This is a genomic window from Kitasatospora sp. NPDC059812, assembly GCF_042732075.1.
GTDB lineage: Bacteria > Actinomycetota > Actinomycetes > Streptomycetales > Streptomycetaceae > Kitasatospora.
In genome coordinates this window covers 38,982-64,004 of sequence record NZ_JBHWIO010000042.1, presented here as the reverse complement: position 1 = coordinate 64,004, position 25,023 = coordinate 38,982, and the positions used below count along the sequence as shown (strand labels likewise).

The window sequence follows — 25,023 nt, the reverse complement described above, 5'->3', positions numbered from 1 at the left end:
GGGGCGCTCGCGGGGTGTGGGGCGCGGTGGGCGGCGGCGGTGGGGGCCGCGGCTCCAGGCGTGGGGGGGTCCCCGCCCCCCCCGCGGCTGGTGCAGGACCGGCCCGAACGCCAGCCCGGCGGCCGGACACGGGTGGCGGACGACGGCGACGTCCACCGTGTGCTGGGCGAGTTCGCGCGCCATGACCGCGACCGGCAGTTCCCGCAGTTCGAGCCGGGTGCCGGGGGAGGCGCTCTCGAAGCCGGTGAGCAGCGCGGCCAGGACGGCCGGCCCCAGCTCGGGCGGCACGGCCGCGCGCAGGGTGCCCGCCCGGCCGGTGCGCAGGTCGGCGGCGGTGGCGAGGAGGCGGGCGGTGCTCTCCAGCACCTCCGTCGCCTCCGCGAGCAGCAGCAGGCCCGCCGGGGTGAGCTCGACTCCGCGCGGGCCGCGGTCGAACAGGGTCACGCCGAGCTCGCGCTCCAGACGCTTGATCCGCTGGGAGAGCGAGGGCTGGGCGATCCGCAGGCGCTCGGCGGCGCGGCCGAAGTGCCGGTCCTCGGCGACAGCGCGGAAGTGGCGTAGGTGCCCCAACAGGTCCATGGCCAGCAATCATAGGCATTCTTATATCGATCTCTTCACCATAGTCGTCTTGGACTGATGGCCCGACGGCCTGTTTAGCTGAGGGTGACGACACGAACCACCTGGGAGACCACCGATGACGACTGCCCTCCGCCGCCCCCGTACCGTGCTGCCCGCCGTGGCCCTGCTCGCGGCCACCCTGCTGAGCGGGTGCGGCTCTGCGGGACTCAGTAGCCATGCGGGTGCCGGCACGCCCGCCGCGGTATCCAGCGCGATGCCTGCGGCAGATACGACGAGCGCTTCCTTCAAGGGGCTTGAGCAGCAGTTCGGCGCCCGCCTCGGCGTGTACGCGGTGGACACCGGCAGCGGCCGGGAGATCGCCTACCGGGCCGACGAGCGGTTCGCGTTCGCGTCCACGATCAAGTCGCTCGCCGCCGGCGCCCTCCTGCGCAAGGCCTCCGACGCGGAGCTGGACAAGGTGGTCGCGTACCGCCAGGAGGACGTGCTGTCGTGGGCGCCGATCACCTCGCAGCACGTTGCCACCGGCATGAAGGTGCGTGATCTGGCCGCCGCCGCGATCCAGTACAGCGACAACACCGCCGCCAACCTCGTCATGGCCGAGCTCGGCGGCCCGGCGGCCGTCCAGCAGTCGCTGCGCGACCTCGGGGACCAGACCACCAGCGTCGACCGCAACGAGCCCACCCTCAACGAGGCGACCCCGGGCGACACCCGCGACACCAGCACCCCCAGCGCCTTCGCCGCAGACCTGCGCCGCTACGCCCTCGGCGACGTCCTCGCGGAGGACCGGCGCCGACTGCTGACCGACTGGCTCGTCGGCAACACCACCGGCGCCCCTTACATCCGCGCGGGCGTGCCCACCGACTGGAAGGTCGGCGACAAGACCGGCAACGGCGGCTACGGCACTCGCAACGACGCGGCCGTCGCATGGCCCTCCGGCGGCCGGAGCCCGGTCGTGATCGTCGTCCTGTCCGACCGCGGCAAGGCCGACGCCACCTCCGACGACGCGCTGATCGCCCAGGCCACGAAGACTGTCGTCGGCGCCCTCGGCTGAACACCCCCGAGCAGCAACACCCCTGACCACCAAGAGCCCTGACCACCAACACCCCCGACCACCAAGAGCCCTGACCGCCAAGAGCGCCGACCACCAGGAGCCCCGACCGCCGTGATCCACCCCACCCGCCGGACCGCCACGGACGCCGACTTCACCAGACGCCGCTTCGCCCAGCTCGCCGCCCTGGGCATCGCCGCCGGAGCCGCGCCGATCGCCGCCTCGGCCCCGGCCTCCGCCTCGGCCCCGGCGTCCACCGACGCGAGTACGCCGTCCGCCTCCCGCCCGCACTACGACCGCGCCCGCCGCCTCGCCGGCGACGACCCCGTGCTGCGCGCCCTGGTGACGGCGCTGACCCCCGGCTCCGACCTTCCCCAACTGCCCGCGCCGGCGCCCGTCAAGCTGTTCGACAACCTCGTGCTCCTGAGCGCGGGCTGGGTCTCCGCGATGGCGGTGCTGACGGACGACGGCATCGTGCTGATCGACGCACTCACCTCCCCGGCCGACGCCGACGGCATCATCGTCCCCGGGCTGCGCGCGGTCGGAGCCGATCCGGCGGCGATCAAGCACGTCGTCCTCACCCACGGCCATTCGGACCACTTCGGTGGCGCGCAAACCCTCGCCGACCGCTACGGCGCCCGCGTGCACATGTCCCCGGCCGACTGGGACCTCCTCGCCCGCACCCGCCCGGCCGACGCCCCCGCCCGGGACCTCGACATCGCGGACGGCGAGCAGCTGACGCTCGACGGCACGACGATCGAGCTGCACCACACTCCGGGCCACACCCCCGGCACCGTCTCGCCGGTCATCCCCGTCCGGGCCGGCCGCCGGCACCACAGCGCGATGCTGTGGGGCGGCCTCAACCCGCCCTCGACGGTGGAGGAGCTGCGCACCTTCCTCGCGTCCGTCCAGGCCTTCCGGGGTGTCATGCGCCGGGCGAACGTGGAGGTCGAGCTCTCCAACCACCCGAACGACCACGGCCTCGAACGCGCCGAACAACTGCGCCACCAGCCGCCCGGCGCCGCGAACCCCTTCCTCCTCGGCGGCCCCCGGACGCAGCGGTACATGGCGGTCATGGACGCGATGCTGCGCGGCCGGATCGCCGACGCCGAGGCTCCGACGGCCCGGGCCGTCGCGGCACCGCTCACCTGCTGCTGAGCGTCCGGATCATTCCCGACCGGGGGCGGACGTGCCGGGGGCGGACGTGCCGGGGGAGTGCGGCGCCTTCGAGTCCTGTTCCCCGAGGTGGGTGTCCAAGGCGGTGTTCAGGTCGGCCATGAACGCTTCGAACTGCTCCAGGAGCCGGGGCGGGTAGTTCGACATCGCGGCGTCGAGGCGGTGGGCGACCGGGTCGAAGAACTCCTCCGCCCGTTCCCGGATGTGCCCTCCGCCGCGCAGGGTGACGATGCGCCGGTCGGTGTGTTCACGGGCGCGGGTGATGTGTCCCGCGGCTTCGAGGCGGTTCAGGAGCGCGGTGGTCGCTCCTGTGGACAGGGAGATCCGCTCGCTGAGCCGTGCCGGTGACAGGGGGGTTCCGCGCTCCTCGGCGGCGGTGATCTGGAGCAGCGCGATGGCGTCGGTGGAGTGCAGGCCGAGCCAGGCGGCGAAGCGGCGGCCGAGCTCCGTGTAGTGGGTGCCGTAGATCCTCAGTGCCTCCGTCAGCCGCTCGCGCTGTTCCGCGACCTTGTCGCGCTTGGCCTCTTCCACGGGACCCTCCACCCTTGTCGTCCGCCGCGCGGTCACATCGGCATTCCAGGTTGACAACCTATCTCCATCATTTTACCTTCACTGTGAAATTACTTCACCATGGAGGTATCTGCTCGTGTCCGCCCCTGCCCCCACCCTCGGCACCACCACCGAGCCCTACCGATGGCGGTGGCTGATCCTGGCGGTCATGATCACGGCCGAGATCATGGACCTCCTGGACGCTTCGATCGTCAACGTCGCCGGCCCGGACCTGGAGGAATCCCTCGGCTCCGGCCCCGTCGGACTGCAATGGGTCATCGGCGGCTACGCCCTCACCCTGGGCGCCGGCCTGGTCCTCGGCGGCCGCCTCGGCGACCGGTACGGCCGGCGCCGAATGTTCCTGATCGGTCTGGCCGCCTTCACCGTGAGCTCGCTGCTGTGCGCGCTCGCGCCGAACATCGAGTCGTTGATCGCCTTCCGGCTGCTGCAGGGCACCGCCGGGGCGCTGCTGCTGCCCCAGGGCCTGGGCCTGCTGCGGGAGAACTTCTCCGGCCCCGAGCTCACCAAGGTCTTCGCGATCTTCGGGCCCGTCCTCGGTCTGGGCGGCATCATCGGCCCGGTCCTGGGCGGCTTCCTCATCGAGGGCGACTTCTTCCGCCTCGGCTGGCGATCGGTGTTCCTGATCAACCTGCCCATCGGACTCGCGGCCCTGATCGTCGCCGCGAAGTTCGTCCCCGACAGGGCGGGCAGCCGCACGGTTCGGGTCGACATCACCGGCGCGGCCCTGATCGTGGCCTCGTGCGCCCTGCTCGTGCTGCCGCTGAACCAGGGACAGGAGGACGGCTGGCCGCTGTGGACCTGGCTGAGCATGGCCGCCTCCGTGATCGGCTTCGCCCTGTTCGCCCTTCAGCAGCGCCGAACGGCCGCCGCGGGCCGCGAACCGCTGGTGACCCCCGCCCTGCTCCGCAAGCCCGCCTTCACCGTCGGGCTCGGCGGCATCGCCCTGTTCTTCGGCGGGATGATCGGCACCCAGCTCGTCCTGACCCTCTACCTCCAGATCGGCAGGCACTTCACCGCAGGTGAGGCGGGACTGGGCAACCTGCCCCTCGCGGTGGGCACCGCGATCGGCGGCGCCGTCAGCGGCGCCTTCCTCGTGAACAGGATCGGCCGTGGCGTGCTCCAGATCGGACCGCTGGTCCAGCTCGCCGGTGCGGCCGCGCTGTGGTTCGAACTCGACGGCCTCGACACCTCCACCTTCTCCATCTGGGACGTCGTTCCCGGCACCGTCGTGGCGGGCATCGGCGCCGGCATGGTGATCGCCGCTCTGTTCAGCTTCATCCTCGCCGCCGTCGACGACCACGAGATCGGCTCCGCATCCGGAGTCCTGACCGCGGTCCAGGCGGTCGGCGGCTCCATCGGCGTCGCCGTCTTCGGCTCGGTCTTCTTCGACCAGGTCAAAGCCGGCGACTTCACCACCGGCTTCCACCACGCGCTGATCGTCCAGGCATGCCTGCTGGTGGCGTTCCTCGCCATCACCTTCCTCCTGCCCAGGGAGGCCCGCCCCGACGAGGAGCAGCACGGCGCAACCCCCGAGGCCGCCACCGACCCCGGCACCAGGCACCTCACCGTCTGACGACGGGGCGGGAGACCGCGCCGCACCGGCGACCTGAGCGGCCAGGTCGGTGCCGAGACCCACGTGCACAACGACTACGCCACTGGCGGCCTGGAGCCGGCCCGGGTGGCCGGGGCCGGCTACCTGGTGCCTGCCGCAGCGCACGTGTCCTTCGCCCGCACCCCGGTGGCCGACGCTTCCGCAGGAGGCCGTCATTCCCGCGCGCCGAGGTGGTAGACGGTGACACCGCCGGCGCTCGCGACGGGACGGTAGCCGGCGGCGGGGAGGGCGCGAAGGGCTTCGGCCTCCTGGTCGGCGGGGAAGAGGCCGTCCCGCGGGTGGTCGGGGGCCGCGACCCAGTCGGGCTTCGCGCCGGGGCCTCCGGGATAGTACGGGAAGAGGAAAACCCGGGTGCGGTCGGTGAGTTGGGGTGCGATGCCGTTGGCGGCAGCCACCTGCGCACCGTCCGGGATCACCCGCAGCACCCCGCGCACGGCGTCGGCCGTCGCGTCGCGCTGCCAGGTGGCGGGCCGGGCCAGCTCGGCGAGAGGGCGGAAGGGCAGGGCGGCGGCCGTCACCGCGAGCCCGACGGCCACGAGGCCGCAGGCCGTCCACCGCCGCAGGCCGTGCCGCGCGCGGAGCCGGGCCAGGGCGTCGGCGAAGGCGACGAAGATGATCGGCATCAGGACGGCGCCGTAGTGGAAGCCCGTCCCCCAGTAGGCGGGGTTGGTGGACCAGAACCGCCAGGCCAGGGTGGGGAGCGCGAGCAGGATCAGTGGCGAACGCAGGGCCAGGAACGCGGTGGGGGCCAGCAGCACGGCGACGGTCCCCCACTTCTGGGCGGGCAGGAGCAGCCTGGTCACGGGGTCGCCGGACGGACCGTCCACGTTGGACAGGTAGGTGTAGACGCCGTCGGGATTGAGGGCCGGGATGACGACCAGCACCACCAGCGCCACGGTGGCGGCGGCGAGCGCGACGACGGCCACGCCGAGTCGGCGGCGGCCGTGCCAGAACAGGTAGCAGCCGACGGCCACGACCGTCGCCGCCTGGTCCTCCTTCACGAGCAGCAACGGCAGCACGCACCACGCGGCCGCGCGCCACCTCCGCAGCGTCAGCCGCTCCAGGGCGAAGGCCAACAGCGGTACGGCGAAGGCGATTTCGTGGAAGTCGAAGGACACCGCCTGCTGCAGGCCGACCGACAGCCCGTACCCGACGCCGATGCCCGCGCCCGCCCACGGACCGGCCGCCCGCGCCGCCACCCTGGTCACCGGGACGGCGGACACGGCGAGCAGCGCCGCCTGGGCGACCAGCAGGGTCAGCGGGGAGGGGAACGCCCGGTAGAGCGGTGCGAGGGTGGCCAGGATCGGGTGGAAGTGGTCCCCGAGCAGGTGGAACCCCGGCCCCTTCAGCTCGGAGACCGGCGCGCGGCCCTCGGCGTAGCCGCGGACGGCCTGCTCGAAGATCCCCAGGTCGAAGCCGGACGTCCGCAGGTGTAGGTGGCGGGAGACGGACAGCGCGCCGTAGGCGGCGAACAGCACGGCGGCGAGCGCCCAGGGCAGCAGGGCGGTCCGGCCCGGCCGGGCCTGGGGCTGGGACTGGAACTGGGACTGGGCCTGGAGCTGGGGTTCGACCGTGGCGCGGGGTGCGCGGGTCAGGGTCAGAGTCACGGGGGCTCACCTCGCGGTAGGGCGGACGTGGGGCGACCCCCGAAGCGTCCGACCCGCCCTCTGAAGATCCGCTGAAAGAGCCTGAAAGCACCTTCAGGAACCGCGACACCCCCCGTGACATGCTGAGACGCATGCGCGTACTGGTGGTGGAGGACGAGACCCGGATGGCCGACGCCCTCCGGGACGGGCTCGAAGCGGAGGGCTACACCGTGGACGTCGTCCACGACGGCCGCTCCGGCCTCTGGTACGCGCGCACCGGCGACTACCGGGCGATCCTGCTGGACGTCATGCTCCCCGGCCTCAACGGCTACCGGGTCTGCGCCCAACTGCGCCAGGAAGGCGTCACCACCCCGATCCTGATGCTCACCGCCAAGGACGGCGAGTACGACGAGATCGAGGCCCTGGACACCGGCGCCGACGACTACCTCGCCAAGCCCTTCTCCTACCCGGTCCTGGTCGCCCGGCTGCGGGCCCTGGTCCGCCGCGGCGGCGCCGAACGCCCGCCCGCGCTGACCGTCGGCGACCTGGTCCTCGACCCCGCCGACCGCTCCTGCCGCCGCGCCGGCACCCCGATCGCCCTCACACCCCGCGAGTACGCCGTCCTGGAGTGCCTGGCGGAACGCCCCGGCGAGGTCGTCGCCAAAACCACCATCCTCGACCAGGTCTGGGAGAGCGGCTACGAGGGCGACCCGAACATCGTCGAGGTGTACGTCAGCGCGCTGCGCCGCAAGATCGACGTCCCGTTCGGCCGGAACTCCATCCTCACCGTGCGCGGTACCGGCTACCGGCTGGACTCCCGTGGCTAGGCCGCCGCGGCCGCCCCGGCTGCTGCGCTCACTGCACTCACTGCGCTCGCTGCGGGCCCGTTCCGCCGCAGCGGCCGGCCTGGCCGCTGCCGCCGCCTTCACCACGGGCGCGTTCTGGCTCAGCCACAGCCTCTACGACTCCCAGTTGAACGACGCGAAGGTCGCCGCACAGGCCCGCCTCGACGTGGCGGTCGCGGACATGCGCACCGGCCACGTCCCGGCGAGCGGCCTGCTGCTCGGCGACCGCGTCTACGCCCTCGTCCTGGACTCCGGCCGGCTCCTGGAGGTCAGCCCCGACCTCGAACCCTTCCGTGCCCAGGTCGCCGCCCAGCTCACGCCGCTGCCCGAAGGCGGGCAGGTCTCCCGCACCCTCACACTCGACGCCCCCGTCCCCGTCCCCGCCACCGGCACCGGCACCGCGAACCGTCTGGCCCACCGCACCCTCCCCCTGTACGGGCAGAGCGCCGGCGGCATCGACGGCCGCGCCCTGCTGTCCGGCTTCGGCGAACCCGACCGGGGCGAGCGCACCGTCACCGCCTACCTGCTCGTACCGCCCTGGGACGCCGAACGCGTCCAGGAGTCCGTCCAACGGCTGCTGCTGGTCGCCGGGCCCTTCGCCGTCCTGCTGGTGGCCGCCATCGCCTGGGCGGTCACCGCCCGGGCGATGCGCCGGGTCGAGGCGATCCGCGCCCAGATGGCCTCCATCACCGCCCAGCACCTCGACCGGCGAGTCCCCGTCCCGCCCACCGCCGACGAGATCGCCCACCTCGCCACCACCACCAACCAGACCCTCCAGAAGCTCGACCACGCCGTCACCGCCCAGCGCCGCTTCGTCGCCGACGCCTCCCACGAACTGCGCAGTCCCCTCGCCGGACTGCGCACCTCCCTGGAGGTCGCCCTCACCCACCCCGACCGCACCGACTGGCCCACCGTCGTCCGCGCCGCCCGCGCCGACACCGTCCGCCTCCAGCACCTCGCCGACGACCTGCTCCTGCTCGCCCGCCCACCCGTCGCCGCACCGGCCCACCACACCCGGGTCGAACTCACCGACCTCGCCCGCGACGTCGCCGCCGAACTCCCGCACGGCACCAGCCGGATCACCGTCCACGCCGACCGCCCGCTGGAAGTCCCCGGCAACGCCGCCCAACTCCACCGCCTGCTCCGCAACCTGCTGGAGAACGCGCTGCGCCACGCCGCCGACCACGTCACCGTCACCCTCACCGAGGACCCCGGCCCCGACGGCCACTGGGCCGTCCTCGAAGTCCTGGACGACGGCCCTGGCATCCCCGCCCCCGACCGCGAGCGCGTCTTCGCCCCCTTCACCCGCCTCGACGAGGCCCGCACCCGCGACACCGGCGGCGCCGGACTCGGCCTCGCCATCGCCCGCGACCTGGCAACCCGCCACCACGGCACCCTCGCCCTCGCCGATTCCCCCGCAGGCGCCCGCTTCCTCCTCCGTCTCCCCCTGCCACCCCACCCCGCCCGCACTCCGTGAGCCCCGCCCGGCCCAGCGCTTGACCAGGTCGTCAACCGACTGCTGCGGCTGAGTGACAAAAGGAGGGCTCCCCAGGGAGGCTCACGATGTGACGAGTCGACTCCTCTTAACTTCTCCTGAGATTCGGACGCGTCGCCCAGCGGGCGGTCCAGCGTGTTCGCCACCCATGGAGGTCGTTGGATGAATCGCCGTCCCCGGGCCGCAGCGTCGCTGGCGGGCGCGGCCATCGCCCTCGCGTCCCCGTCGGCAGACGTCGCCGCGCAGGCGTCCGCACGGCATGCGTTCGGCTCCCTGTGGATTCAGGACGGGGACGGCGTGGGGGAGGGAGGACACCACGACCACAATCCCCCGCGTGACTGCCACAGTGCCCGCCGTGTCATCCTCATCGACCAGAGCTTCCGAATCATCCTGAAGAACGGCCGGCACGGGCCGGAGGCTCTCGTTCTCCAGGGGTCCACGTCATCCCCGCCCTCGTCGCCGGCAGCACCATGGGACAACTTCGCTCCTTCAACGTATTTGGACGTGAACTATCCCACCCAGACCAGCAACCAGTACGAGTGGAAGATCCGTGACTTCTTCAGGGAGCACCCGCTCTTCGTGGTGAAGGCGTTCGACCGCCACGAACGGGTCTTCTCCTTCCCGGCCACCCACTGCATCGACAAGCACGACGGCGGTGAGCGCGGTGAGGGCGACCGTGGTGACGGCGCTCTTCTGTACGGGGGCGGAGCTGCCGACGGGAGCGACCCGTCCGGCTCCCCGTCACCCCAGGCGACGGACCGTCCTCAGGACGGCCAGTCTGCGTCGGAAACCCCCAGCTCCGGGGCCACCATCCCCCCTCCTCCGCGCTCCGCCGCGGCCGAGGGCAGGCACAGCCGTCTGCTGAGCGCGGAGCACGTCGGGATCGCGGTCGGCGGTTTGCTGGTGGTTCTGGGAGTGCTGGCCACGGCATGGATCCGACGTCGTTCCGACACGTGACAGCCGGCCGGAAGCCTAGCGCCGCCGGTCGGTCGTGGCGGGCGGAGTGAAACCCAGTGCGGCCAGGATCGGCAGGTTCGAGGTCAGCTGGTGCGCCGGCAGCTCCGCGTAGATCTCGTGCGCGGCGTCCCAGGCCTGACGGGAGCGCTGTTCGCGCCCCAGTGCCCGGTGGGCGGCGGCCAGTCCCGCCAAGGCGTGGGCCCGCTGGGCGGGATAGCCTGTCAGGCGGCTGCTCACGGCGAGGGACCGTTCGTAATGGCCGACCGCCTCCTCCGGCCGCCCGAGGGCGTGCTGCGCCGCGGCCAGGGTGTTGAGCAGAGAGCAGTCCATCGGCCCGTTGCGCTGGGCCCTGGGCCGGGCGAGCACGCGGCTCGCGTGGTCCGATGCTTCCTGGTAGCGGCCCAGGAGCAGGTAGGTCGGGGCCAGGCTGGTACGGCAGAGGTCGGCCGTCCAGTCGTCGGTCTCCGGGCCGTCGGCCGTCAGCAGGTCGAGGGCCTGCTCGTAGTACTCCCCGGCGTCGGCGTAGTGGCCCGTGAAGTAGTGGTAAGCGCCGAGGTTGGCCAGGGCCCGGCCTTCGGCGCACCGGTCGCCGGCGTTGTGGGCGAGGCCCCTGGCCCGCTGGAATGTCCGCCGGGACAGGGTGAGTTCGCCCAGGGCGCCCCAGACATGGCCCAGGTCGTTGAGGCCGTGTGCCTGGGCGCTCAGGTCGCCCAGGCGGCGGGCGGCGGCTACGGCCGTCCGGCCCAGGGCCACCCCTTCGGTCTGCGGCGAAGCGCGGTGGAGGTAGCTCCACAGCAGCGCGGGCAGTTTCCAGGCCGTTTCGTCGTCCCCGCGTTCGTGAGCGTGGCGGACGGTGGCGAGCAGGTTCGCCCGCTGGTCGTCGCACCACCGGGTGGCCTGTTCGGGGCCGGTGAGGTCGGCCACCCGCAGGCCCTCGGGCGGCGGGCCGAGGGGGACCCGCCGCCGCCCGGGGGTCAGCACCCGGGCAGCGGCGTGCGCGTGGTGCAGGCACCACGCGTGCCAGCGCCCGTGTAGTTCCCGCTGTTCCTCCGGGCTCTCCTCGCGGGCGCCCAGCTCGGCCGCGAAGAGCTTCAGCAGGTCGTGGAAGCGGTAGCGGCCCCGTGAGGGCTCGGCGAGCAGGTGGGCGGTGGTCAGGCGGCCGAGGAGCCGGTCGCACTCGTCGACGGCGTACGCGGACAGGGTCGCGGCGACGGGGGCGCTGATGTCCACCCCCGGGAACAGGCCGAGCCGGCGGAACAGGCGTCGGGCGGCGGGGTCGAGCGCCTGGTAGGAGAGGCCGAAGGCCGATCGCAGGGAGGAGCGGTCGTCACCGTCGGCCTCCAGGGCGCCCAGGCGGTCGGTGGAGGAGGCCAACTCGTCGGCGAAGGCGACGAGATCACGCTGCGGCCGATCGCGTAGCTGGGCCGCGGCGATGCCGAGCGCCAGCGGGAGGTGCCCGCAGGCGTCGAGCAGCCGGGCGCCGGCCTGCCGCTGCGCCTCGGCGGTGTCGGCGGTGCCGGCGGTGTCGGCGCCCAGGATGCGGGCGAGCAGCGCCTGCCCCTCGGTGGGGGTGAAGCCGTCGAGCGCGACCCGGTGGGCGCCCTCGCGGGCGACGAGTCCGGTGAGACGGTCCCGGCTGGTGATCACGACGGCGCAGCCGCTGCCGCCCGGTAGCAGTGGCCTGACGTGTTCCGGGCCGGCGGCGTCGTCGAGGACGACGAGCATCCGCCGCCCGGCCAGCAGCGACCGGTAGAGCGCGGACGCCTCGTCCAGCTGGGCCGGTATGGACTCGGCCGTCACGCCCAGCGCGCGCAGGAACGCCGCCAGCACCCCGTGCGGGGAGCGGGGGCCGGCGGCGGACCAGCCCCGCAGGTCCGCGAAGAGCCGTCCGTCGGGGAACCGCTCCCGCGTGAGGTGGGCCCAGTGCAGCGCCAGCACGGACTTCCCGACTCCGGCGGCACCCGTGATCACGGCGCACGGTGCCGCCGTTGGGCGGGCGCCGGGCTCCCCGGTGGCCAGCACCCGGTCCAGTATGAGTAGTTCGGGGGCGCGGCCGACGAACACGGAGAGGTCGGAAGGGAGTTGCTCGGGTCGCGGGTCCGCCGGCGCCGCCGCAGGGGCGGCGCCGGTGGTCGGGGCGGTCCGGTCCGGACGGGCGGTCGGTGTCGGACGGGCGGTGGGCGCCGGTGAGGGTGTCGGTGCCGGACAGGGGAGGAGGAGGGCCCGTTGGAGGGCCTGGGCCTCAGGTGTCGGGTCCAGCCCGAGGTCCTCGGAGAGTCGGGAGGCATGGCGCCGGTAGGCCTCCAGCCCGTCGCCGTGTCGGCCCGAGCGGTGCAGGGCAGTCAGCAGCTGCCGCACCAGGCGGTCACGGAGCGGGAAATCGGCGACCAGGCCGGTCAGTTCCGCGGCGACCTCGCGGTGCCGCCCCGCCTCCAGCTCCAGTTCGTAGAGCCGCTCCAGCACGGCCATCCGCTGCTCCTCCAGGCCGGTCGCGAGGGCGGCGAAGACCAGGCCGGGCAACCCGTCCAGTGCGGGGCCGCGCCACAGCTCCAGGGCTTCGCGCAACCGGGGGACGGCCTGCGCCGCGTCCAGGTCCGCTGCCGCCGCGACCCGGGAGGCGAACAGGCGGTGGTCCACCCGGGCGTCGTCCGCCACCAGCCGGTAGCCCGCGCCGTCGGTCACGATGGGGGAGGCCGCCCCCGTGCCGAGCATGCGGCGCAGCAGGCCGACCATGTTGCGGATCTGGCGGTCCGCCGTGGCCGGAGGGTCCTGGTCCCAGACCGTGTCGACCAGTCGGGCGACCGGGACGGTCCGGTTCGAGTGCGCCACGAGCATCGCCAGCAGACTCCGCTGACGGCGTCCACCCAACCGTACGGGAGCGGCCCCGGCCCACACCTCCAGGGACCCCAGGATCCTGAACTCCATGTCCCCCCCACCGGCGATACCGAGGCACCTCCCTTGGGAGACACCGGTGTTGACGAAGCGTCACTCTGCGCCCGGGTGTGTCACCTGAGCTGTCACGTGCCGGTACGCGGCAGCGCGCGTCACGACAAAGCAGTGATCAGATCATGCCAGAATCGTGCAGCCGATTGAGAGGGTTGCCGTGCACCGGCCGAAAGGCGCCGGTCTTCGACCCAGGAGTTGATCAACCATGGCACGCTCCCTCAAGCGCATCGGAGCCGTCCTCGCGGCGACGGCGATCGCACTGTCCCTGTCCGGCGCGGCCACGGCCGTCGCTCAACCCACGACGGCCGCAGACTCGACCCGACACTGCGTGGTGAACGCGCAGGGCGGCCAGGCGCAGTGCTTCGGCACCTACCGGGAGGCCATCAGCCATGCCACCGGCGGGCGGGTCGCCGACGCTCCGTCGACCGCCGCCGAGGCCGCCCGCGACAGCGCGTTCGCGAAGGAGCTGAACAGCCCGGCCGGCCTCTCCGACCTGGTGGTCCTGGGGACGATCTACCAGGACTTCTTCTTCGGGGGCCAATCGGTGACCTTCACCGGCCCGCACGCGTGCTACAACGGGAACGCCGCCGACTACTCCTTCGACATCCCCGCCCCGCTCCAGGACCACGTCTACTCGGTGCGCCCGTACGCCAACTGCTGGTTCAACCTGTTCACCGGATTCCAGGCCACCGGCTACGAGAGCCCCAGCTACAAGGGTGAGACCGTCTCGGTGGACGAGGCCTGGCGGACCCACTCCAAGTCGTTGACGCTCGGCTGAGCCACGGTCCCGACGCCCCCACTCCGCCCACTCGGCGGGCCCCTCCCCGGCAATCCCGGCAGCTGCGGGGGCACGGCCGGGGCAGGGGCGCATGACCTGCCAGCGGTACCTGTCCCGCTTCGCCACCAGCGATGACGGGACAGGGCTGTTGGTGCAGACGTCGGTCACGAGGGGCTGGTGGATCGAGGGGTCTTGGTAAGGACGTGTTCGTGAGTCGAGTCCGGCGAGGGAGAGCGCCGGAACCTCCGGGCTGGCCGGAACGGGCCTGGGCCGATTCAGGCCAGCCGAAGGCCCTTTCGAGGCTCCTGACCTGTGGTGAGACTGGTGACCGCCGCCAGGGAGCACCTGCCCGGGGCAGCACACCGGACCAGGTGTCACCGATCGCTGCTCCTGGAGGGCAGCCGTCACGGCCCGGTGTGTGCCGAGCACCACGCACGGCCGATCCCACCCCTTTCTCCCCGCTGGAGCACCGTCATGCCTTCGAAGACGTCCAAGCTGCTGCGCATCACGCTCGCCGCCGCCATCGCCGCCTCCGGTGCCGTGGTCGTCACGGCCGTCACCGCCGGGAGTTCGTACGCGGCGACGACCTCCTCGGTCGGCGGCCAGATCACCCGCTCGGAGATCCTCGCCCGCGCCCAGTTCTGGTACGGCAAGAACATCGGCTACGACCAGGGCGGCTCGTACCCGGACTCCTCCGGCCGCGGCTACCGCACGGACTGCTCGGGCTACGTCTCGATGGCCTGGCACCTCGGCACCAGCGCCAACACGCAGGGCCTCGCGGACAGCTTCACCTACCAGATCAGCCGCAGCGACCTGATGCCGGGCGACATCCTGAACTCGTACTACGACCACGTCATCCTCTTCGAGAAGTGGGACGACGCCGCCCACACCACCTTCTCGTACTACTCCTTCGGCAGCACACCGGTGAAGCACCGGACCGGTATCTCGATCAACGCCGCGTCCCTCGACTCGCACCCGAACGGCGACTACAAGGCGCTGCGCTACAAGAACGTCGTCAACGACCCGGCGCCGGGTTCGGCGTGGGTGCCGGCGTTGGGTGACGGTGGTTCGGTGAGTGGTGCTGATGGTACGGCTTACACGTTCACCCGTAGCGTTGACGGTCATCTTCAGGGGACTGCCAGGTATCCGACCGACAAGTGGGCGAGCGTTGACCTCACGAATGTCGTGGGCACTCCGATTTCGGCGGGTGGTGCGCCCAGTGCCTTCGCGATGAAGAACGGTGTCACCGGCGTGGCCAGTGCCAACGCCGCCAACGGGCACCTGCAGATCACGTATCGCGACGCCGCCGACAAGTGGGCGACCAGCGACCTCACCAACCAGGTCGGTACGCCGGTCACCGGAGGTGCGGTCCGTGCAACGACGGACCCCGATGGCACGCTTGCCATCTACTCGCGTGGTTCGACGGATGGCGGGCATCTGAGTCTCACTGCTCTTCAGCCGAACGGGAGTTGGGCGACCGTTGACCTGACGAACGTCGTCGGCACCCCGGTTTCGGCGGGTGGGGTGCCTGCGACCTTCACCCAGAAGAACGGGATCGTCGGCGTGGCCAGCGCGAATGCCGCCAACGGCCACTTGCAGATCACCTACAAGGACACCGCCGGCCAGTGGGCGACCACGGACCTCGCCGACCAGGCCGGCACACCCGCCACCGACGGCGCCGTGAGTGCCACCACGGACTCCGATGGCACGCTCATGATCTACTCCCGCAGCACGGACGGCCATCTCCAGGGGACCGCCAGGTATGCGAACGGCCAGTGGGTGACGGTCGACCTGACGAACGTCGTCGGCACCCCGAACTCCGCCGGTGGCGCGCCCAGCGCTTTCACCATGAAGAACGGTGTCACCGGCGTGGTCAGTGCCAATGCGGCCAACGGCCACTTGCAGATCACCTACAAGGACACCGCCGACAAGTGGGCGACCACCGACCTCACCACCAAGGTCGGCACCCCGGTGACGGACGGCGCTGTCAGCGCCACCACCGATCCCGATGGCACCCTCGCCGTCTACTCCCGTGGTTCGACCGACGGCGGCCACATCAACCTCACCGCCCTCCAGCCGAACGGTCAGTGGGCCGCGGTCGACCTCACCAACATCGTCGGCACCCCCGCCAGCTGACCCCCCAACCAGACCGACGGCTGACCACCGGTCCTGACGCCGGCCGGGGGTTTTCCCCGGCCGGCGCCCATCCCGCCATCGCGCCGCCCCAATGTCAACGGAGTTGACCGTGACCACCCGCACCCGCCGCACGTCCGCCCTCGCCCTGCTCGCCTCCAGCCTCCTCGCCTGGGGAACCTCCGCCCTCACAACCGGGCAGGCCTCGGCCGCCTCCGTGTCGACCTGGGACAAGGTCGCCGCCTGCGAGAGCGGCGGCAACTGGTCGATCAACACCGGCAACGGCTACTACGGCGGCCTGCAGTTCACGAAGAGCACCTGGCTCGCCTACGGCGGAGGCCAGTACGCCCAGTACCCGAACCAGGCCACCAAGGAACAGCAGATCCTGATCGGCGAGAAAGTCCTCGCCGGGCAGGGCGAGGGCGCCTGGCCGAGCTGCGGTCCGAAGGCGGGCCTGGGCTCCGACCACGCCAACCCGTACCCGTCGACTCCGCCGGGTTCGACGTGGATACCGGCGTTGGGTGACGGTAGTTCGGTGAGTGGTGCTGACGGCATGGCCTACACCTTCACCCGTAGCGTTGACGGTCATCTCCAGGGGACTGTCAGGTATCCGACCGACAAGTGGGCCACCGTCGACCTCACCAACGTCGTCGGCACCCCGAACTCCGCCGGCGGTGCACCCAGCGCCTTCGCCATGAAGAATGGCGTTACCGGTGTGGCCAGCGCCAACGCCGCCAACGGCCACCTCCAGATCACCTACCGCGATGCCGCCGACAAGTGGGCCACCAGCGACCTCACCAACCAGGTCGGCACACCGGTCACAGGTGGTGCGATCCGCGCCGCCACCGATCCTGACGGCACGCTTGCCATCTACTCGCGTGGTTCGACGGACGGCGGGCATCTGAGTCTCACCGCTCTTCAGCCGAACGGGAGTTGGGCGACCGTCGACCTGACGAACGTCGTCGGCACCCCGGTATCGGCGGGTGGGGCGCCCGCGACCTTCACCCAGAAGAACGGGACCGTCGGCGTGGCCAGCGCGAATGCTGCCAACGGTCATCTCCAGATCACCTACAAGGATGCCGCCGGTCAGTGGGCGACCACGGACCTCGCCAACCAGGCCGGCACACCCGCCACCGACGGCGCCGTCAGTGCCACCACGGACTCCGATGGCACCCTCATGATCTACTCCCGCGGCACGGACGGTCATCTTCAGGGCACCGCCAGGTATGCGAACGGCCAGTGGGCGACGGTAGACCTGACGAACGTCGTCGGCGCCCCGGTCTCGGCCGGTGGCGCGCCCAGTGCTTTCACCATGAAGAACGGTGTCACCGGCGTGGTCAGTGCCAATGCGGCCAACGGCCACTTGCAGATCACCTACAAGGACACCGCCGACAAGTGGGCGACCACCGACCTCACCACCAAGGTCGGCACCCCGGTGACGGACGGCGCCGTCAGCGCCACCACCGACCCCGACGGCACGCTCGCCATCTACTCCCGCAGCTCCCTCAACGGCGGCCACATCAACCTCACCGCCCTCCAGCCGAACGGCAGTTGGGCCGCGGTCGACCTCACCAACATCGTCGGCACCCCCGCCAGCTGACCCCCCAGCCAGGCCGACGGTGAAACGGCCCGGCCCTGAAGAGGCCCTGTCCCATCATCAGTGGTACCGAAGCGTGACGGGCGTCGCTGACGGCTCATGCGAGATGTCAACGAGCTTGTGAGTGTGGTGTTTTCGGGATTACGGGGCAGCGCCCGGTGACCGGTGTGTCTCCCAATCACGGAAGAGCAGCTCATGAGCGCCGCCGGCGTCAGGGCGTCAGGGCGATCGTGGGAGCGAGGCGAGGATGGCGTCGAGGCCGAACTCGAAGACGTCCCGCTGGGTGAAGGTCGGGAAGTCGACGGTGGTGGCGTGCATCGCCGGGTACACCTCGGCCGGGAGGCGGGCCCACTGTTGGCGGACCCGTTCCCAGTGCTGCGGGTCCTCGTCCCAGACCCGGCGGACGGGGTAGAGCGTGGCGCAGCCGAGGACGAAGCGGATCAGCGTGGCGAGCAGGCCGATCGCCGTCCGGTGGTCGACCTGCAGTCGCGCCAGGCGGGCGTAGATCTGTTCGGACATGCGGGCCTCGACGTCGCCGACTCCGTCGGAGGGGGTGTTGATCTGCAGGAGGGCCGGGTGCGTGATGAACAGCTCGAAGTAGGCGTGCATCACCTGCCGGAGCCATGCGACGTCGTCGAGGTCGGGGTCGGGCCACTGGAATCGGCTCAGCAGTTCCGCGGTGACGGCGAGGAGGATCGCGTCCTTGTCGCGGAAGTGCGTGTAGAGCGACATCGGGCGGACGCCGAGGTGGTCGGCGAGCCGACGGATGGTCACCGCGTCCAGTCCGTCGCGGTCGATCAGTTCGATCGCCGCGTGGACGATGGCCTCGGGGCTGAGGGTGCCGCGGGGTGCGCGAGCGGGCGCTGTCTTGTGTCTGGGCGATGACATTGGGGTTCCTGATTCGTTCGGGACCGCAGTTCCATCAGCGTACCGTACGCTGTACTGTTCCTGGATCGAGACTGATTCCAGGAGGCCGGATGTCCATGAACGCACTCCCCGCCATCGCCTACGACCGAGCTGAGCGGATGCTGCTGCACAACCGATCCCGGCTCGCCCTGCGGGCCAAGGCGAAGCCCGTCTGGATCGGCGGCGGCGAGAGGTTCTGGTACCGGGTCGAGACCGAGCGGGGCGGCGAGTTCGTGCTGGTCGACCCCGCCGCCGGGACCCGGGGGCCGGCGTTCGACCCCGAACGACTCGCCGCCGCGCTGGCGTCCGCCGCCGGCCAGCCGGTCCAGCCGTACGCACTGCCGTTCCGGGCGGTCGAGTTCGCGGACGGGACGGTCGCGTTCGACGCGTTCGGCGCGCGCTGGACCTGCCGGCTGGCCGACTACCGGTGCGCGCGGGACGAGAAGCACGCCGAACCCGCACCGCTGGAAGTCGCCTCGCCGGACAAGAAGTGGGCGGCGTTCCGCCGCGACCACGACCTGTGGGTGCGTTCGGCCGAGACGGGCGAGGAGTTCGCGCTCACCGCCGACGGCACCGCGGATCGCAGCTACGCGGCCCACCCCGACGCGGCGGTCCCCACCCACCTGCTCGGCAAGCTCGGTCTTGCGGACATGCCGCCGGCGCTGCTGTGGTCGCCGGACTCGGCGCGCATCCTCACCCACCGCACCGACCAGAGCGATGTCGCCCTGATGCACCTGGTCGAAGCCGTCCCGCCGGATGGCGGCCGGCCGCGCCTGCGCAGCTACCACTACCCGGTCCCCGGCGAGCCGATGACCTGCGGCGAGTGGATCGTCTTCGACGTCGCGTCCCGGACCGCGACACCCGCCAAGACCGACCCGTTCCTGCTGCCCTACATGTCACCTGTCACGCTGAAGAAGGCGTGGTGGGCCAAGGACAGCACGGCCGTCTACTACCTGGATCAGCCCCGTGACCTCCGGACGTTGCGGCTGCACGCACTCGACCCGGCGACCGGCGAGGTGCGCACCCTGGTCGAGGAGCACGGCGACACGCGGGTGGAGGCCGCGCAGGAGATCACCCAGAAGCCGATCGTGCACGTGCTCGCCGGCGGCCGCGAGACGCTGTGGTACTCCCAGCGCGACGGCTGGGGGCACCTGTACCGCTACGAGGACGGGGAGCTGGTCGAACAGCTCACCCGAGGGCCGTTCGCGGTGCAGCAGATCGTGCACGTCGACGAGGCGGAACGGGTCGCGTACGCCGTCGTCTCAGGACTGGTCCAGGCCGACCCGTACCGACGGTCGCTGGTCCGGGTCTGCCTGGACGGCGGCGGGATCGCCAAGCTCACCGACGACGATCTGGACCACGTGATCACCGCGCCGGAACACGGCCGCTGGTTCGTCGACTCCGCGTCGACCGTCGACACCCCGCCGACGATCACCGTGCGTGACCGGGGCGGAGCCGTGCTGGTCGAGCTGGAACAGGCCGACATCACACCGCTGCTGGCCGCCGGCTGGACGCCGCCGGAGCGGGTCAGGACCCTGGCCGCCGACGGCGTCACCGAGATCTACGGCGTCCTCTACAAGCCCCACGGCTTCGACGCCGCGCAGCGCTACCCGGTGATCGACCACCCCTACCCGGGCCCGCAGATCCACCGGGTGGCGGCCTCCTTCGACCCGGGCACCTACGGCTACGACGCCGAGGCGGTGGCGGCGCTGGGCTTCGCGGTGCTGGCCGTCGACGGCCGCGGAACGCCCGGCCGGGACAAGGCCTTCCACGATCACGCCCACCGCAACATGGGCAGCGCGGGCGCGCTCGAAGACCATGTCGCGGCGCTGCGCCAACTCGCGCAGGCGCGTCCGTGGCTGGACCTGGACCGGGTCGGCGTCTTCGGCGTCTCCGGCGGGGGATTCACCACCGCCCGCGCCCTCCTGGCGTTCCCCGACTTCTACAAGGTCGGCGTGGCCGAGGCCGGCAACCACGACAACCGCCACTACCATGCGCTGTGGGCCGAGGCCTACGACGGACCGTTCGACCCGGACGCCGGGGCCCGGCTGTCCAACACCGAGCTGGCCGGGAACCTGGTCGGCAAACTACTGCTCGTCCACGGCGACATGGACGACAACGTGACACCGCATCTGACGATGCGGCTGGTCGACGCGCTGATCGCCGCGAACAAGGACTTCGACCTGCTGATAGTCCCCGGCGTCGAGCACAGCTTCCTCGGCCGCAGCGGCTACGTCGCCCGACGCCGCTGGGACTACCTGGTGCGCCACCTCATGCACCGCGAGCCGCCGGCCGGCTACCGGCTGGCGGACGTCCCGCTCTCCCTGGAACTGCTCGAAGCCCTCTTCAGCTGACGTGGAAAGGACCTTCCCCATGCCCACCTTCTCCGCCCGGGCCCGGCCCTTCTTCTTGAACCGCGAGTAGCCGCCGGCCCGGCCGACACGACGGCCCGGCCGGCGAGTCGAACCAGTTCCCGAACGCCGTGTCCGCATCGATGAACGCGGACTGGAACGCGTCGGTGGATACCTCATGCCACCACGGACACGGCGCCGGCGGACCATGGAAGCTGCCCTCACGGTCTCGGGGCACCTCGACCTCGACCGGGCCGGCGAGCACGTCGGCGGGTGCGACGGGGAGGTGGTGGCCGTAGGAGGTGTCCAGTTCCAGGTCCGTCATCAGGTCGGCGAATCGCCGACTCTCTCCTACGGCCCGACGGGGCTCATGAGAAGGAGCTGCTACTTCCGGCGAAGGGGCTGGGCTCCGCCGAGGGGCTGAGCTCGCCCGGAGCGCTGGGTGCGGCCGGGGAACCGGGCGTGGCCGGGAGGCTGGGCACGGCTGAGGGGCTGAGCTCGTCCGAGCGGTTGGGGGTGGCCGAGGGGCTGGGTGCGGCCGAGGAAGCGGGCGTGGCCGAGGGGCTGAGCTCGTCCGAGCGGTTGGGCGTGGCGGAGGGGCTGAGCTCGTCCGAGCGGCTCGGGTACGGCTGAGGGGCCGGCTGTGGTCGAGCGCCGCTGGGCCTGGCGGAGGGGCTGGGTGAGGCTGAGGAACTGGGCTTGGCGGAGGGGCTGGGCGTGGCCGAGGAGCCGGACTTGGCGGAGGGGCTGGGCTTGGCCGAGGCGCTCGACGTTGCCGAGGGACTGGCCGTGGCCGAGGGGCTCGGGCGGGGGTCGTGGGGGCAGAGCACGTCGGGGTCTTTGAACCCGTAGCTCAGGCCCCAGTCCCTGTCGCAGCCGCCCCAGTAGGCTCTCACCCAGCCGCAGTAGGGCCCGCCGTAGCTGAAGCAACGGGGCGCCGAGTCGTCCGAGTCCGGATCGGTGGAGGGTGACCAGGATGATTCGGCTTCGCTCTGCGAGGCGCCGAGGGCGTTGACCGTGCGGACCTGGGTGGCGTCGGAACTCTGGGACGTCCCGCCCATGAAGAGGACGGTCAGGCCGAAGGCTGAGGCGGAGGCCGCCACGATTGAAGCGGCGAGAGCGCGGCGGGTGGAGCGCATGACTGGTCCTCTTGGCTTCGTGGTCTGTGGCACGTGGGATTGCACTCCGGGCACGAGCACCGCCGCTGTGAGCGCCGGAGATAAACATATGGTCTGACGACCGTTCGATCGTTGGCGAAGCGCCGCTCAGGCGGCCGTGCTCCGGTTTTTCACTCGAAGGGTCCCGCCTCGACCCACGTGCCGCGACCGCGCGCAGATCTTCGTCGACGGGGGCCTCGGCCGGGCCCGGTGATCGGCGGATGACCGGTGATCGACACGGTCAACGCAGGGAGCGGATCGCCGGGCTCGTGGCGACCAGGCCGGCGCACGCCAGGACGGCGCTGCCGCAGACCAGGAACAGCGTCGTCGTGCCGTAGGGGAGCAGGGCGCCGGCGATCACGTAGGAGAACGGGTCGAACGCCACCGTGGCCAGCACGACGAGACTGAGCACTCGGCCCAGCAGTTGCTCGGGCACCCGCTCCTGCAGAGTGGCCACGACGACCACTCCGAGGAACCCGGATCCGAGGCCGATCAGCGAGACGACCGCCGTTGCGGCGACGACGTGGGTGACGGCGGCGAGTGCGGCCATGCCTGCGCCGATCGCCGCGACACCGCCGACCACGGTCCGGCCGCGCCGGGCGGGCGGCCGCCACCCGGCCATCAGTGAGCCGGCCAGTGAGCCGGCACCGAAACCGGAGAGCACGACGCCCAGGGATCCCGCGCCGCCGAGGCGTTGATCGGCGAGCACGGCGCCGCCCACCAGCACGGGGCCCACGACCGCGATGTTGATCAGGGCGACGGCGGCCAGCATCCCTCGTACCAGTGGTTCGTGCCAGGCGTATCCCAAGCCCACGCCGAGGGCACGCGCACTGCTGAACTGCTCGCCGTCGACGGCGGCCGGACCGGCGTCGACCCCGGCACCTTCGCCACGCCGTACCACCCGGATCAGCGTGCTGAGGACGACGGCGGCCAACGCGGCCATCGCCACGATCCCACCGAGCGTCGCGGCGAAGCCGACTGCGGCGATGCATCCGGCGGCCACCGCCGGGCCGACCAGGTCGCCCCCCGACTCCGCGCCCTGCACCAGACCGTTGACCCGGGAGAGCTTGTCGGTCGGCACGACGGCGGGTAGCAACGCCAGGGCCGCCGGGAAGTACGCGGCGTCGGCGGCGCCGAGCAGCCCGCCGAGCAGCGCGACCGTCGTCAACGACGGTGAGGTGAAGGTGACCAGGGCGCCGAGGGCGAGCAGGACGGCGACCCGGAGCCAGGCGGCGCCGGCCACGACACGGGCGGGACCGAGGCGGTCGACCAGTACTCCCGCAGGAGGCAGGAGCACCGCTCGCGGCAGCGCCACGGCCACCAGAACCAACCCCGTGGCGATTCCGGGTTCCGACAGGTCGAGCACGAAGAGCGTGAGCCAGACGATGAACAGCGCATCGACCACGGCCGCCAGCCCTTGACCCGCGATCAGGCGGCGCAGGTGCGAATCGCCGAGCGGTTCGCGCGGAAGGGGCGGGGCAGTCGGCTCCGTCGTCATCGGTGGCTCTCCGGGGCTCGGGTACGGGGCATCAGCCATGGCGTGGCGGCGGCCCACCGGCAACGCCGGCGGCGCCGGCGCCGGGCGTCACTATGCGACGTGGGTGCCCCCGTCGAAGAGCCGTCCCGGCGGCGGTCACCGGTGCTCGGCGACGTAGTTCACCGCGTCGCCGACGGTCCTCAACCCCGTGACCCGGTCGTCCGGGATCTTCACCTCGAACCTGTCCTCGACCGCCACGGCGATCTCCATCATGGCCAGGGAGTCGACGTCGAGGTCGTCGGTGAACGACGTCTCGGCGCTCACCTCGGCGGAGTCGATGCCGAGGACCTCTTCGACGATCTCGGCAATGGCGTTGAGGATGTCGATGTAGTCCACCACGGGTTCCTCTCTCTGGGGATGGGGATGGGGATGGGGTCGATCATCGGTCGGTGAGGAGCCTCGGTGCGGCGAGCCCCGGTGCGGCGAGCCCCGGTGGGGACGTCAGAGCCCGAGGCGTCGTCGGTAGGCGAGGAGGGTGCGCAGGAAGCCGTCCAGCTGCTCCTCGGTGTGGCCCGCGTGCGGGAACAGGCGCAGGAGCGCCTGGTTGCGTGAGACGGCCGGGTAGGAGAAGACGGGTACGAGGTAGCCGTCCTCGACGAACCACTCCCGCATCTGCAGGGCGGCGGCGTCGCTTCCGATCGGCACCGAGAGCATGTACGACTCGGTCGGCGTCGTCGCCGTGCCGGCCTCGTGCATCTGTTGGCGAAGGCGGGCGGCATGCGCCAGGTAGTCGTCGACGATCCCCGGAGTGCCGGCGAGGACGTCGATCGTGCGGTCGGCGGCGTAGGCGGTCGGTGGCTGGATGGCGGCCGTGAACATCGAGGTGCCGGAGAGCAGTTCGAAGGCGTCGATGGCCGCCGCCGGCCCGGCGATCGCGCCGCCTTCCAGACCGATGGCCTTCGACAGCGACACCATGACGAAGTCGGCCCGCTCCCGGATCGCGGCCGCCTCCCGGGCGTAGGGGCGGTTCTCGGGTCCGTAGACCATGAAGCCGTTCGCATCGTCGATCATGCTGACGGCGCCGTGCCGGTCGCACTCGTCGAGGATTTCCACGATCGGCCCCATGGTGCCGTCGGCCGAATAGATGCTCTCGGCGATCACCACGGTCTTGCGGGTGCGGGCCCGGTCCAGGACGCGTGCCAGGTCGGAGACGTCGTTGTGCCGGAACGCGTGGACGTTGCGGCCGTAGTCAAGTCCCTGGAGGCCCTTCCAGATGCTCCAGTGGACGTCGCGGTCGACGACGAACACGGTGTCGTGGTTGCGCACCTCGATCCCGGCGTCGAAGTGCGCGGAACTGCTCATGGCGTGGACGAACCCGATGTTGGCCAGGAGCCCCGTGGCGAAGCTGATGGCTCGTTCCTTGCCGGTGTGACGGGCGATCGTCGCCTCCAGCACCTGGTGCGGGCGGCAGATCCCCTGGGTCATCCTGGATCCGCTGGTGCTCAGGCCGTGGGCGAGCGCCCCCTCCGCGAAATGACGCCGTACCGGGACGTGGCGCTCCAGATCGAGGAAGCTGATGCTGGCGAAGTTCACCAGCTCGCGGCCGTTGCGGACGATGGTCGGCCCGACCGGACCGTCCACCACCGGCGGGCGGTACGCCGTGTCGTGGGTGTTCGCCTCGACGAAGGCGGCGAAGGCCCACGGGGCCAGGCGGTCCGCGGACGGGCCGGCGGTGCGGGACGCGGTCATCGGATACCTCCGTGGATACCCCTGGCGTTAGCCGGGGGAGGAAATGGATCGCCCGTCATGG

19 protein-coding genes are annotated in these 25,023 nt (G+C 71.7%); 11 read left to right on the top strand and 8 right to left on the bottom strand.

Translation table 11 applies throughout. The features are described 5' to 3' along the window. Positions 1-579, bottom strand: a 579-nt coding sequence (locus ACFV6D_RS21615; RefSeq protein ID WP_380560788.1) for a LysR family transcriptional regulator, incomplete at its 3' end; no start/stop codon positions are given. A 115-nt stretch (positions 580-694) separates the two neighbouring features. Between ACFV6D_RS21615 and bla the strand changes: the two genes are divergently transcribed. Continuing rightward, on the top strand, positions 695-1,630 hold the full coding sequence (bla, locus tag ACFV6D_RS21610; RefSeq protein ID WP_380560787.1) for a class A beta-lactamase: 936 nt from the start codon (positions 695-697) through the stop codon (positions 1,628-1,630). 111 nt (positions 1,631-1,741) lie between these two features. Beyond that, positions 1,742-2,785 (top strand): MBL fold metallo-hydrolase, encoded by a 1,044-nt coding sequence (locus tag ACFV6D_RS21605; protein WP_380560786.1) that lies wholly within the window; start codon positions 1,742-1,744, stop codon positions 2,783-2,785. Between the two features lie 9 nt (positions 2,786-2,794). On the opposite strand, the gene ACFV6D_RS21600 is transcribed toward ACFV6D_RS21605, so the two are convergent. Next, positions 2,795-3,334, bottom strand: a complete 540-nt coding sequence (locus ACFV6D_RS21600; RefSeq protein WP_380560785.1) for a MarR family winged helix-turn-helix transcriptional regulator — start codon at positions 3,332-3,334, stop codon at positions 2,795-2,797. 187 nt (positions 3,335-3,521) lie between these two features. Between ACFV6D_RS21600 and ACFV6D_RS21595 the strand changes: the two genes are divergently transcribed. Further along, positions 3,522-4,946: an MFS transporter gene (locus tag ACFV6D_RS21595; RefSeq protein WP_380560795.1), complete on the top strand. Its 1,425-nt coding sequence runs from the start codon at positions 3,522-3,524 to the stop codon at positions 4,944-4,946. A 191-nt stretch (positions 4,947-5,137) separates the two neighbouring features. Here ACFV6D_RS21595 and ACFV6D_RS21590 read toward each other — a convergent pair whose 3' ends face one another. Continuing rightward, the gene (locus ACFV6D_RS21590) at positions 5,138-6,592 is read right to left on the bottom strand and encodes a DUF2079 domain-containing protein (RefSeq protein ID WP_380560784.1); all 1,455 of its coding nucleotides are present in this window, start codon (positions 6,590-6,592) and stop codon (positions 5,138-5,140) included. A gap of 131 nt (positions 6,593-6,723) precedes the next feature. On the opposite strand from ACFV6D_RS21590, the gene ACFV6D_RS21585 reads away from it, so the two are divergent. From ACFV6D_RS21585 to ACFV6D_RS21575, 3 genes are all read left to right on the top strand, one after another. After that, positions 6,724-7,398: a response regulator transcription factor gene (locus ACFV6D_RS21585; RefSeq protein ID WP_063351942.1), complete on the top strand. Its 675-nt coding sequence runs from the start codon at positions 6,724-6,726 to the stop codon at positions 7,396-7,398. Further along, positions 7,391-8,893: an ATP-binding protein gene (locus tag ACFV6D_RS21580; RefSeq protein WP_380560783.1), complete on the top strand. Its 1,503-nt coding sequence runs from the start codon at positions 7,391-7,393 to the stop codon at positions 8,891-8,893. The genes ACFV6D_RS21585 and ACFV6D_RS21580 overlap by 8 nt, the downstream gene beginning before the upstream one ends. A 180-nt stretch (positions 8,894-9,073) precedes the next feature. After that, positions 9,074-9,868 carry a hypothetical protein gene (locus ACFV6D_RS21575; RefSeq protein ID WP_380560782.1) on the top strand — a complete coding sequence of 265 codons (795 nt, stop codon included), beginning with the start codon at positions 9,074-9,076 and terminating at the stop codon, positions 9,866-9,868. A gap of 15 nt (positions 9,869-9,883) precedes the next feature. On the opposite strand, the gene ACFV6D_RS21570 is transcribed toward ACFV6D_RS21575, so the two are convergent. After that, positions 9,884-12,793, bottom strand: a complete 2,910-nt coding sequence (locus ACFV6D_RS21570) for a BTAD domain-containing putative transcriptional regulator (protein WP_380560781.1) — start codon at positions 12,791-12,793, stop codon at positions 9,884-9,886. A 226-nt stretch (positions 12,794-13,019) separates the two neighbouring features. On the opposite strand from ACFV6D_RS21570, the gene ACFV6D_RS21565 reads away from it, so the two are divergent. The 3 genes from ACFV6D_RS21565 (at position 13,020) to ACFV6D_RS21555 (ending at position 17,325) form a co-directional block, all read left to right on the top strand. Continuing rightward, on the top strand, positions 13,020-13,592 hold the full coding sequence (locus ACFV6D_RS21565) for a hypothetical protein (RefSeq protein WP_380560780.1): 573 nt from the start codon (positions 13,020-13,022) through the stop codon (positions 13,590-13,592). A gap of 474 nt (positions 13,593-14,066) precedes the next feature. Next, positions 14,067-15,728 (top strand): hypothetical protein, encoded by a 1,662-nt coding sequence (locus ACFV6D_RS21560; RefSeq protein WP_380560779.1) that lies wholly within the window; start codon positions 14,067-14,069, stop codon positions 15,726-15,728. Positions 15,729-15,837: 109 nt separating this feature from the next. After that, positions 15,838-17,325: a transglycosylase family protein gene (locus tag ACFV6D_RS21555; RefSeq protein ID WP_380560778.1), complete on the top strand. Its 1,488-nt coding sequence runs from the start codon at positions 15,838-15,840 to the stop codon at positions 17,323-17,325. Between the two features lie 216 nt (positions 17,326-17,541). On the opposite strand, the gene ACFV6D_RS21550 is transcribed toward ACFV6D_RS21555, so the two are convergent. Next, on the bottom strand, positions 17,542-18,210 hold the full coding sequence (locus ACFV6D_RS21550; RefSeq protein WP_363367813.1) for a TetR/AcrR family transcriptional regulator: 669 nt from the start codon (positions 18,208-18,210) through the stop codon (positions 17,542-17,544). Positions 18,211-18,299: 89 nt separating this feature from the next. On the opposite strand from ACFV6D_RS21550, the gene ACFV6D_RS21545 reads away from it, so the two are divergent. Next, positions 18,300-20,582, top strand: a complete 2,283-nt coding sequence (locus ACFV6D_RS21545; protein WP_380560777.1) for a DPP IV N-terminal domain-containing protein — start codon at positions 18,300-18,302, stop codon at positions 20,580-20,582. Between the two features lie 459 nt (positions 20,583-21,041). Further along, a complete protein-coding gene (locus tag ACFV6D_RS21540; protein WP_380560776.1) occupies positions 21,042-21,212 on the top strand; it encodes a hypothetical protein in 171 nt (56 codons plus the stop codon). 765 nt (positions 21,213-21,977) lie between these two features. Here ACFV6D_RS21540 and ACFV6D_RS21535 read toward each other — a convergent pair. The 3 genes from ACFV6D_RS21535 to ACFV6D_RS21525 form a co-directional block, all read right to left on the bottom strand. Next, a complete protein-coding gene (locus ACFV6D_RS21535) occupies positions 21,978-23,234 on the bottom strand; it encodes an MFS transporter (RefSeq protein ID WP_380560775.1) in 1,257 nt (418 codons plus the stop codon). 135 nt (positions 23,235-23,369) lie between these two features. Continuing rightward, on the bottom strand, positions 23,370-23,612 hold the full coding sequence (locus tag ACFV6D_RS21530; protein ID WP_063351933.1) for an acyl carrier protein: 243 nt from the start codon (positions 23,610-23,612) through the stop codon (positions 23,370-23,372). 102 nt (positions 23,613-23,714) lie between these two features. Continuing rightward, positions 23,715-24,962 carry an aminotransferase class I/II-fold pyridoxal phosphate-dependent enzyme gene (locus ACFV6D_RS21525; protein WP_063351932.1) on the bottom strand — a complete coding sequence of 416 codons (1,248 nt, stop codon included), beginning with the start codon at positions 24,960-24,962 and terminating at the stop codon, positions 23,715-23,717. Between the last annotated feature and the right edge of the window lie 61 nt (positions 24,963-25,023).